The sequence below is a fragment of the Erwinia sp. INIA01 genome, assembly GCF_025947915.1.
In the GTDB taxonomy this organism is placed as follows: Bacteria; Pseudomonadota; Gammaproteobacteria; order Enterobacterales; family Enterobacteriaceae; genus Erwinia; species Erwinia coffeiphila.
This window is the reverse complement of record NZ_JAPDNC010000004.1, coordinates 174399-185739: the sequence shown is the minus strand read 5'-3', so window position 1 is coordinate 185739 and position 11341 is coordinate 174399. Positions and strand designations below refer to the sequence as shown.

Sequence of the window (11341 nt, the reverse complement as noted above, 5' to 3'; positions counted from 1 at the left end):
TTTTTTGCCCCGATCCCGCTTTAGTTAAACAGATGGACCAGTCGATCGGGGGTCTGAGAGCGGGAAAAATACCAGCCCTGAAAGCGATGACATCCCATATCGCACAGGGCTGAAAACTGTGTTTCTTCTTCCACGCCTTCGGCAACAATGTTGATCCCCAAAGCCTGGCACATGGCGATCATCGCGCGGATCGCCATCAGATGATCTGGATTACGTTCCATATCCATCACAAAGGAACGATCGATTTTGACCTCGCCGATCCCCAGCTTACGCAGCCCGGTCAGCGATGCCATGCCCGTACCGAAGTTATCCAGCGCGATATTAATGCGCATGTCCCGCAGTGCGGAGAGCTTACGCTGAACGTCATCGATATCGCTGGCCAGCGCTGATTCCAGTATTTCAAAACTCAGCCGCTGAGGATCAACGCCGCTGCGGCTCACAATGCGCTCCGTTTGCCGAATAAAGTCACTGCGTTTCAGCTGTCGCGGGCTGATATTGACCGAGACACGCACCGTTTCCATTCCGGGCTGAGTCTGCCACTGCTTGAGCTGTGCGCAGGTTCTCTCCAGTACCCACTCGCTGATATTGAGAATCAGCCCACTGTTTTCCGCTACGGGTATAAAGGTGGCTGGAGAGATCAACCGACCGTCCGGCGTTCGCCAGCGCAGCAGTGCCTCCAGGCCGGTAACGCTGCCACAGCGGGAAAACTGCGGCTGATATTCAAGGAAAAATTCGTCTTCTTTTAGCGCGCGCCGCAAACCGTTTTCGATAGTATCCCGCTGGCGCTGTTCTTCACGCAGGCGCGTTGACCAGAACATCCACTTGCGCTGATTCTTTTTGGAGTAGTACTGCGCCATATCGGCCTTGTGCATCATTTCGGCGATAGGAGCGAGATCGTGGCGGTAGAGGTAAATACCGATGCTACTGGTGATATTGAGCTGGTTATCGCCAATAATGGCATCCTGCTCAAGATTCTGGAGTAAGCGTTCGGCGAGAAGGGTGAGTTTATTTCGCGCTTCCTGATAGCTGTCACCGAGATCGGTGACCAGCACGGCGAATTCGTCGCCGCCAAGGCGGGAGATAGCATCATGACTGCGCAGAGTACTGCGCAGGCGCTGAGCGATAATTTTTAGCAGTTCGTCCCCGGCATTATGACCGAGTGTGTCGTTAACCTCTTTAAACCGAGTGAGATCGAGATAAAGTAGGGCCGAAAACTGGTGACGATCCATTTGACCGCGAGCCTGTTCAACCTTGTCGTAAAACCGATTGCGGTTATCGAGTTGGGTTAACGGATCCTGCCACGCCAGCTGAAGCATCTCACGCTCGCGGCGCTTTTTTTCGGTAATGTCTTTTGCTTTACCCAGCATCTCCAGCACCGTACCCGAATCGCTGTGACGTACTGCCTTGCCGTGATTGAGGATCCAGCGCTGTCGTCCAACCCGATCGACAACGCGGTATTCACAGTGAAAAAGTGGGGTCTGACCGGAGAGATGATTCTGGAAATGTTGTCTGGTGGCTGCGATATCGTCAGGATGGATCAGGTTAAACATCGCATCCTGGTGATGCGTCAGCCGATTATCATCAAAGCCAAAAAGTCGGTTCCAGTCCTGATTATGGGAAATAATCCCGCTGCTGACGTCCCATAACCAGAATCCCTCCTCCGTCAGCTCCAGCGTCTGTTCCAGGCGCCAGCGTGAAAGCGACTCTTCGCGCTGAGCCTGAACCTCACCGGTAATATCCGTGGCGATCAGCAGTTGGCCGGGCGTGCCCTGGGGCTTGCTGATGTCGACACAGCGGGTGCGCAACCAAAGAGGCGCATCGGCCGTGGACAGGTCAAGCTGAGGACAGTCCTCGGTTAGCGTTTTAGCCAATTGTCCGGTTGCCAGCAAATGATGATAGAGCCGTTCACCCGGATGGTTGGCGAAGGTCAGCGTCAAACTACCGTCAACGATAAAAATCGCATTGCTACTGTGTTCAATAATCTGTTCAAAAATTAAAAAACTTTCTTCAGGAAGGCGATATCGATGCATGATAAACCTGGTCGCGCAGCAGGATAAATTGGCGATGCCGTTGAATGAGCGCCAGCATTATTCAGTCTTTTTTCACGCAAGTCTATCGGGGTGGTGAGAAAAGAAGCACCTGGATAGCCTGCCGAAAGAATTCCCTATTTTATCTCTTAAATTGCTTAAAATTGGTCGAATAATTCAGGGTCAACGGTATTCACCGAATTTATCAATTGTGCTAATGTTTTTTATAGGTGCCGGATTTTGCCACCATAGCTGATTTTAAGGTGTGATGACAAAAAGGAATATCTTATAGCCAATCGGGCCAGTGTTAACTGATTTGTCATGTTAATATGTTTATTCGCCATGTTATCATTGTTTTTAAACTTATTTTAGCGGTATCTGGTGTGAACAGACTGATTAAAACAGGCTGTTAATGATTTTTTCAGGTTAATTATTCTTTATTTAATCGCCGATAACATCAAAGCAAAGATACGTTTTCTTAAAATTTTTGAAAAGGATTTCGCACAGTTTTCTGGCTATAAAACAGGGTTGTTTTGCTCAAACGCTGCGGCTTAACATGAAAAAAAGTTCTGAATCTGGCTCCGAATCTGAAGTCGAAAAACACGCGCGGGTGCCGCTTGATGATGCCCCATTTGCGATTGTGGTACTTGCAGTCACCTCTTTTACTCTTATAATCTTTGTCCTCACCATAACATTGTTGATGTCGTAATTTTTCCGAGCGACATCCTGACGTGTTGATTATCCTAAGGATTGAGGATTATATGGAATCCAGAGACGATAAATTACTGGCGCTGGTCGGACTGCTTTCCGCTGGACTGATTACTGTAACGGTACTGTTTACCCTGACCTGGCTTTCCGATGTGCGGTATCCCGCAGAGCAGCCGCTGGATACCCGAACCTGTCCCTCATCTTTGCATCATTCTTCCCGATCCTGATTCTGCTTAAATTTAATTTGCTGGCTGCGCAGGGATAAAGCGCAGGCTTCATTGACCGTGCGATTACCGTTGGCATCGGGCAGCCCAAACAGCCCCGCCGGTAAGCGACGGTCATCGTCCCAGCTGGGATAGTCAACCAGCGGATAGAGTGAAATGCCTTCAACCGCAACGCCCATATCGAGTGCCGATCGGACTTCTTCACATACCCGATTCAGCCACTCCGCACATCTGATTGCTTCGGCACCGGTTTCTGCCAGCAGAAGGGGGCGCTGGTAGCGCGTGGCGATATCCCGCAGCAGCAGATGGAGCGGGCGATAATCGGGGTGATGAGGCTCCAGAGGATCGCCATTGTGAAACCACTGGTGGTCCGGGTACCAGGTCAGGCCAATAATATCCAGCAATTCTTCACTGCCCCCCAGCTCGGGAAGGCTACGCCCCGATATCCAGTCCCACACTTCAAACTGTGCTTCATGCTGCTGCTGTGCGGCATTTTTTGCGGTGCTGGAATAGCCGGACGCAGCGACGTGTACCAGCGGATCGGTAATAACAAATCGGGCTTCCGGCAGTTCGTTACGTATCGCATACATTGCCGCGATCGCAGCCTTAGTGAGCTGCTGCTTAAGTTCGTATCCCCGGCCCGTATCAAACGGGTTAAACCAGGCGATTTCAGCCCCGGCCCATGACCAGAATGAAATTTGATTCATTGGCGAGATCAGCGGCTGAGTTTCGCCTTGTTCGCGCAGAAGGCGGGCAAATGCCGCCCCGAAGGCCGCGAAACGGTCAACAAACTCAGGCTGCCAGATATCCATCCCATCCGGCCAGCCAAAATGCGCCAGCTCCCAGGTCATCTGAATATGGTACTTTCTTGCCGCTTCGAGCTGTGGCAGAAAGCTTTCCCAGCAGTACTTTCCAGGCTCTTTTTCAATCAGATACCAGCGAACACCGTCACGTGCGCTCAGTAGCTGATGCTCAGCCAGCAGGGCATAATCTTTATCCACAAGCGTGTCGTGGCCGCTGTTGATCATCAGGTCGGCGCGCTTTCCCGGCGATCGGCAGGCACTTGAACCGGGGAAACTGCCCTGGAAAAAACTCTGGAACAAACGTGGATGGTGCCGGGAGCGGGAGGAATCGGTGTCATTACACATGATGCTCTCCTGTTTGCAGAACTGAGCGGAACAATGGGATAAGTCTAGACTAAAAGAGCGACCAGACCGTGGATGAGGGGCGCTGATGAATATGATCTACCGAAACTCCGTTAAGGACAGATGATGAGTGATGTTACCGTTTCAATGCAGCCCGATGTCGACGGATTTACACGCCTCGCCCAGGCCATCAGACCGCTGGTGTCCGTGCATCCTCAGGACAGCGGCATCTATCCTCTTGCTGAAGGGCTGGATGCGTTTGCCGCCCGCTATCTGCTGATCGCCATGGCAGAAAAAACGCTGGATATACAATATTATATCTGGGAAAACGATATGTCAGGACAGCTGCTGTTCAGCGCCGTGCTGGAAGCCGCCCGGCGCGGCGTGCGCGTTCGTCTGCTGCTGGATGACAACAATACCCTGGGGCTGGACAAGACGCTCAGTGCGCTTAACAGTCACCCTAATATTGACGTTCGTCTGTTTAATCCCTTTTCATTTCGCACGCTGCGCCTGTTGGGATATCTCACCGATTTTGCCCGGCTTAACCGCCGAATGCACAACAAAAGCTTTACCGTGGACGGAGAAGCCACCATCGTCGGCGGGCGGAACGTGGGTGATAAATACTTTGGTGCCGGTGATGAGCCGCTGTTCTCTGACCTGGATGTGCTGGCGGTGGGGCCCGTAGTCGAGGAAGTTGGGGATGATTTTGAACGTTACTGGCAGTGTCGTTCGGTTGCGCCGTTCAGTACGGTAGTTGATATGGAGCCAGGCTCAGAAGCGGATATCGGTCTGCAAGAGGGGTGGCGGGAAAACGAACAGGTGCAGCACTATTTCAGGCGCTTGCAGGAGTCAACGTTTATCACCCGGCTGGAAAGCCGCACGCTGCCGTTTATCTGGGCCAGCAGCCGACTGCTCAGCGACGACCCACGTAAAGGGCTGGGGCGAGCCAGAACGAAAAACCTGTTGCCCCAGCGCTTACTCTCTGTGATTGGCCGCCCGCAGGAGCAGCTGGATATTATCTCTGCCTACTTCGTTCCGACCCGTGCCGGTGTGGCCCAGCTGCTGGCGCTGGTACGCAGGGGCGTAAAAATTGCCATCCTGACCAATTCTCTGGCGGCCAACGATGTCTCTGTGGTGCATGCCGGCTACGCAAAGTGGCGTAAGAAACTGCTGCGTCACGGTATCGCACTCTACGAACTGAAGCCAACCAGTACGCCTCCGGGCGGCGTGCTGCACGACCGCGGCCTGACCGGGAACTCCGGCTCCAGCCTGCATGCGAAAACCTTCAGCGTGGATCAAAAAACGGTGTTTATCGGCTCGTTTAATTTCGATCCGCGTTCGGCGGTGCTGAACACCGAAATGGGGCTGGTGATCGAAAGCGGTGAGCTGGCGAACAGCATCCATCAAAACCTGCTGGTCAACCTGCGTGAACACGCGTGGACGCTGAGGCTTGATGAGCGGGGAAAAATCAACTGGGTGGAATATCCGGGGGAGGCTGAGGAGGTTGTGCACCGGCATGAGCCACGTACGCGATTTATCCAACGACTGCTGGTCAGGCTGGTGTGGCGTCTGCCGATTGAGTGGTTGCTGTAGCCCGGCTGATGCCGGGCATAAGGATCAGCGCTGGGGCTTACCGGAAAACAGGAAACGCAGCAGCGGGATACGCAGATGGATCTCATACAGCAGGAATGCGATGCCGAAAACCATCACCAGCCCGATGAAGAAGCCCAGCGTGCTGCTGCCAATCAGCGGCACAACAAAAATACCGTACAGAATGGTCAGCGGATGGTGGACCAGATAGATAAATAACGATGAATTCACCAGATAGGTGACGCGAGGCGAATGGGAATTCAGCATGCGGTGGCCGAAGGAGAACACCACGTTAACCATCCACAGCCCCATCAGCATAGATGCGATCGTGTCCAGTTCGTACATCCAGCCTTCGCCCGTACTCCACGTCAGATTCGCCACATAGGCAGCAAACGCCAGAGCGGCTCCAAGAAACGTCCACGGATTCGGCTTTACAAACAGGGCTTTGATTGCCGGGTATTTCCAGGCCATCGCGCCGAGCATAAAGAACGGCAGATACATCAGCGATTGCATTACCGCCATATTGAACAGGCCATCAGCAGTGACCTGAGGTGCAATGAACAGAATCAGCCGGCGGAACGCCCCCCATCCCAATGCACAAAGCAGGATAACGACGGTTAATTTTCCCCAGGTCAGGTCGGAATAGTCTGCTTTTTCCCTTTTACCATCGCGCAGCAAGCGGAAAAGCCAGAATCCGGCAACGGTAAGAACCAGCAGTACCAGCAGGAACCAGAGGTGAGAAATCAGATCCCAGACCAGCGCATTGTACTTCTGGTAGGGGCTCATTTTGCTCCAGTCGCCAATCTTATTCGTCAGCTCCTTCAGAATGAAGAACTGAGGTAGGGTAATCAGCGGAATAGCGGCCAGCATCGGGATGCCGACACGCTCAACGCGCACCTTCAACCAGTGGCCGGGTGTGTAACGCAGGAAGAGCATATAAGAGAAATAGCCGGATATGACAAAGAACACCTGCATGCGAAAAGCATGAATAAACTCATTGAGCAATGTCAGCCACTCAGACGGAGCAGGACTGTTTACTGACCAGTTTTGTGAAGAATAAATCAGAGACAGATGAAAGGGGACGCCCAATAACATCAGCCAGGCGCGAATCGAATCCAGGAAATATTCTCGTTGTGGTGATTTTTTAGTCATATATGTCCAATTTTCAATGCGTTACAATGCTGGTTCACCCTGAACCGGCCTAAAGCTTGCTGCTTACTTTAATAGAGTAAACACAGGTATACTATCAGTCGAATCTGTATCCGCTAACCACTTGAGAATCCGGCGCTTGCGCGTTCGGAATAGTGGAACAAAAACGCGGTCATGCTGTCGGAATGCTTAATTATCCATTAAGATGTTTAGGATTGATTTTCGCACCCGTAAAGGGGGGGATGTGCTGATTAAAATGAACAAAAAACCAAAACTTATGCAGCTACGTTGGGTTGGTGCTGCGGTTTTGCTTGCGATGTATGCCAATTCGGGATGGGCGTTTAGCATTGACGATGTTGCAAAACAGGCAAAGGATTTGGCCGGTAAAGGTTACGAAGCGCCGAAGAGTAATCTGCCTTCTCAGCTGCGCGATATGAAATATGCCGACTATCAGCAGATTCAGTTCAATCATGATAAAGCCTACTGGGGTAAGCTGAAGACACCATTTAAGCTTGAATTCTATCACCAGGGCATGTATTTCGATTTGCCGGTCAAACTCAATGAAGTGACCGCCAACAGCGTTCGCGCCATTAAATATTCCCCGGACTATTTCAATTTTGGCAATGTGCCGCACGATTCGGATACGGTGAAAAATCTCGGGTTTGCCGGATTTAAGGTTCTGTATCCGTTAAACAGTAAAGATAAGAAAGACGAGATCAGCAGTTTCCTCGGCGCGAGCTATTTCCGTGTTATCGGCGCGGGCCAGGTCTATGGCCTGTCCGCACGCGGTCTGGCGATTGATACCGCACTGCCTTCCGGTGAAGAGTTCCCGCGCTTTAAGGAGTTCTGGATTGAGCGTCCTAAACCGCAGGACAAGCATCTGGTTATCTATGCGCTGCTGGACTCACCGCGTGCGACCGGTGCTTATCGTTTCCTGATCTCTCCAGGTAAAGACAGCACTGTTGATGTCACTTCCAAAGTCTATCTGCGCGACAAAGTGGGTAAACTGGGCATTGCGCCGCTGACCAGCATGTACCTCTTCGGTGCAAATCAGCCGTCGCCGGTGACCAACTATCGTAAAGAGCTGCACGACTCGAATGGCCTGTCGATTCATGCCGGTAATGGTGAATGGATCTGGCGTCCGCTGAACAATCCTCGTCACCTTGCTGTCAGCACCTTCACCGTGGAGAATCCTCGCGGATTCGGTCTGCTGCAGCGTGGGCGTGATTTCAACCTGTACCAGGATCTGGACGATCGCTACGATCTGCGCCCAAGCGGCTGGATTGAGCCAAAAGGCGACTGGGGTAAAGGCCGCATCGAGCTGGTGGAGATCCCAACCACCGATGAAACGAACGACAACATCGTGGCGTTCTGGAGCCCGGAAAGCCTGCCGGAAGCGGGTAAAGAGATGAACTTCTCCTACCGCCTGCACTTCACCCGCGATGAAAATCTTCTGCATTCGCCGGAAACGGCCTACGTGAAAGATACGCTGCGATCTACTGGCGATGTTAAGCAGTCTAATCTGGTACGCCAGCCGGACGGCACCGTGGCCTTTATCGTTGACTTTGTCGGCCCGGAAATGAGCAAACTGGCTCAGGATACACCGGTCTCTCCGCAGGTGAGTATCGGTAATAACGGTGAGCTGGTTGAGAACAGCGTCCGCTATAACCCGGTCACCAAAGGCTGGCGCCTGGTGATGCGTCTGCGAGTGAAAGACAATAAACAGCCGACTGAAATGCGTGCTGCACTGGTTAACGGTGATAAGACGCTGACAGAAACCTGGAGCTATCAGCTGCCTGCCAATGAATAAGACAACTGTGATACCCGTTGAATACATTGACGCGCTGCCGCTTCCCCCTGAACGGCAGGGGGAACTGCGTGGTGAAGAGAGCTTCAGCCAGCTGCATTTTGATCTGGCGGGTGAAGCTCCGTCTGAAATCCGTCCCGACGACGCACCTCAGCAGTCGGTAAAGGCGCGTGTTGAGATGAGCTGGCCGGAGTCAATTGATGAAGGCCGTCAGTTCGATCAGGATGCCCTTAACCGTACTACGCTCAAGGCGATGCCGCCGCATACTCGCTCTTCGATGTATCCTGAGGAGTGGCGTACTAACCCGGTTGCCAGAGCGTGGGACTCGCTGCGCGGGCGCAAAAGTACCCATCGCTATGCCACTAAAGAAGAGCAGAAGAGCGAAGATAACTGGCGCTATGTCGGTTCCATTCGTCGTTACATTTTGCTGTTCCTCACCGTTTTCCAGACGGTGATTGCGACCTGGTATATGAAGACCATTCTGCCTTACCAGGGCTGGGCGCTGATCGATCCTATGGATATGATCAATCAGAACTGGCAGCAGTCGCTGCTGCAGATCCTGCCGTATGTGCTGCAAACCGGGATTCTGTTCCTGTTTGCCATCCTGTTCTGTTGGGTTTCGGCAGGTTTCTGGACCGCATTGATGGGCTTCCTGCAGCTGTTAATCGGCAAGGACAAGTACAGTATTTCGTACAAGACCACCGGCGACGAACCGATCAACCCGGAACACCGTACCGCGCTGATTATGCCGATTTGTAATGAGGATGTGGAACGCGTCTTCGCCGGTCTGCGCGCGACCTGGGAATCGGTGGTGCGTTCCGGAGAACAGCAGCATTACGACGTCTATATTCTGAGCGACAGCTACAATCCGGACATTTGCATGGCCGAGCAAAAGGCGTGGATGGAACTGGTGCGTGACGTCGGAGGAGAGGGGCGTATTTTCTATCGCCGCCGCCGCCGCCGTGTGAAGCGCAAATCCGGTAACATCGATGACTTCTGCCGCCGCTGGGGCAGCCAGTACAGCTACATGGTCGTACTGGACGCCGACAGTGTGATGAGTGGCGAGTGCCTTAATGGCCTGGTGCGGATGATGGAAGCTAACCCGAACGCCGGTATTATCCAGTCTTCGCCGAAGGCTTCCGGCATGGATACGCTCTATGCGCGCTGCCAGCAGTTTGCTACCCGTGTTTACGGTCCGCTGTTTACTGCCGGTCTGCACTTCTGGCAGCTGGGTGAGTCGCACTATTGGGGCCATAACGCCATCATCCGCGTTAAGCCGTTTATCGAACACTGTGCGCTGGCTCCGCTGCCGGGCGAGGGGTCTTTCGCCGGTTCGATCCTGTCCCATGACTTCGTTGAAGCTGCGTTGATGCGCCGTGCGGGATGGGGAGTCTGGATCGCTTACGATCTCCCGGGTTCTTATGAAGAGCTGCCGCCAAACCTGCTTGATGAGCTGAAGCGTGACCGCCGCTGGTGCCACGGTAACCTGATGAACTTCCGCCTGTTCCTGGTTAAAGGTATGCACCCGGTACACCGTGCGGTATTCCTGACCGGTGTGATGTCCTATCTCTCCGCACCGCTGTGGTTTATGTTCCTTGCACTGTCAACGGCGCTTCAGGTGGTTCACACCCTGATGGAACCGCAGTACTTCCTGCAGCCAAGGCAGCTATTCCCTGTCTGGCCACAGTGGCGTCCTGAGCTGGCCATCGCGCTATTCTCGACTACGCTGGTGCTACTGTTCCTGCCGAAGCTGCTGAGCGTAGTGCTGGTGTGGTGCAAGGGCGCGAAACCTTACGGTGGAGCCCTGCGCGTGCTGGTCTCGCTTTTCCTGGAGATGCTGTTCTCTGTGCTGCTGGCACCGGTGCGTATGCTGTTCCATACGGTGTTTGTGGTCAGCGCATTCCTCGGCTGGGAAGTGGTGTGGAATTCACCGCAGCGTGATGATGATGCAACGCCGTGGAGCGAAGCCTTTAAGCGTCATGGTTCGCAGATGCTGCTCGGCCTGGTTTGGGCCGGTGGTATGGGCTGGCTGGATCTGAACTTCCTTTGGTGGCTGTCTCCGATTGTCTTCTCGCTGATCCTGTCGCCGTTTGTTTCAGTATGGTCCAGCCGTCGTACGCTTGGTCAGGCGTCGAAGCGCGGTAAACTGTTCCTTATTCCGGAAGAGTATCAGCCGCCGCAGGAACTGCTGGATACCGATCGCTACGTGGAGCTTAATCGCGAGCGTGCGCTGGATAACGGCTTTATGCATGCGATGTTCCACCCGTCGTTTAACGCACTGGCTAGTGCGATGGCAACGTCTCGCCACCTGAAAAGCGATATCCTCGACTATGCCCGTGACCGTCGCGTTGAGCAGGCACTCAGCCAGTCGCCGGCTAAGCTGGATCGCGACAGCCGCCTTGCGCTGCTGAGTGACCCGGTTACGCTTTCGCGTATGCACTATCGCCTGTGGCAGAACGCGGATAAGTATCACGACTGGCTGGATCATTACCATTCGTTGCCGCTCAATCCACTGGCGTTAAATAATGCGAAGTAAGTGATTGTATTGCGCCTTAACGGGTGCGGCATCAGAAAGCCGGGACAGTGTCCCGGCTTTTTTTCGCCGGCTATCCGAGTATTTACGCATAATTTTCACTGTCGGCTATGGTGTGGCGCAGAACTGCGGGTAGAATAGTGCGTTTTTTACCCTAA

General features: G+C 53.3%; 7 protein-coding genes. 4 read left to right on the top strand and 3 right to left on the bottom strand.

The features are described from left to right. Window positions 1-20: 20 nt before the first annotated feature. Window positions 21-2030, bottom strand: a complete 2010-nt coding sequence (locus OMR58_RS08910) for a putative bifunctional diguanylate cyclase/phosphodiesterase (protein WP_264545735.1) — start codon at window positions 2028-2030, stop codon at window positions 21-23. A gap of 758 nt (window positions 2031-2788) precedes the next feature. Here OMR58_RS08910 and OMR58_RS08905 point away from each other — a divergent pair. Further along, complete coding sequence (locus OMR58_RS08905) at window positions 2789-2962, top strand: hypothetical protein (protein WP_172606586.1); 174 nt, start codon at window positions 2789-2791, stop codon at window positions 2960-2962. Here OMR58_RS08905 and OMR58_RS08900 read toward each other — a convergent pair. Further along, window positions 2944-4107 carry a beta-glucosidase gene (locus OMR58_RS08900; protein WP_264545734.1) on the bottom strand — a complete coding sequence of 388 codons (1164 nt, stop codon included), beginning with the start codon at window positions 4105-4107 and terminating at the stop codon, window positions 2944-2946. The two genes, OMR58_RS08905 and OMR58_RS08900, sit on opposite strands and share 19 nt — an antisense overlap. A 123-nt stretch (window positions 4108-4230) precedes the next feature. On the opposite strand from OMR58_RS08900, the gene OMR58_RS08895 reads away from it, so the two are divergent. Then, window positions 4231-5697 (top strand): phospholipase D family protein, encoded by a 1467-nt coding sequence (locus tag OMR58_RS08895; protein WP_264545733.1) that lies wholly within the window; start codon window positions 4231-4233, stop codon window positions 5695-5697. Between the two features lie 24 nt (window positions 5698-5721). Here OMR58_RS08895 and mdoC read toward each other — a convergent pair whose 3' ends face one another. After that, window positions 5722-6846: a glucans biosynthesis protein MdoC gene (gene mdoC / locus OMR58_RS08890; protein ID WP_264545732.1), complete on the bottom strand. Its 1125-nt coding sequence runs from the start codon at window positions 6844-6846 to the stop codon at window positions 5722-5724. Window positions 6847-7099: 253 nt separating this feature from the next. Here mdoC and OMR58_RS08885 point away from each other — a divergent pair, with 253 nt between their 5' ends. Then, the gene (locus OMR58_RS08885; protein ID WP_264545731.1) at window positions 7100-8653 is read left to right on the top strand and encodes a glucan biosynthesis protein G; all 1554 of its coding nucleotides are present in this window, start codon (window positions 7100-7102) and stop codon (window positions 8651-8653) included. Continuing rightward, on the top strand, window positions 8646-11186 hold the full coding sequence (gene mdoH, locus OMR58_RS08880; protein WP_200560461.1) for a glucans biosynthesis glucosyltransferase MdoH: 2541 nt from the start codon (window positions 8646-8648) through the stop codon (window positions 11184-11186). The genes OMR58_RS08885 and mdoH overlap by 8 nt, the downstream gene beginning before the upstream one ends. The last annotated feature ends 155 nt before the right edge of the window (window positions 11187-11341 follow it).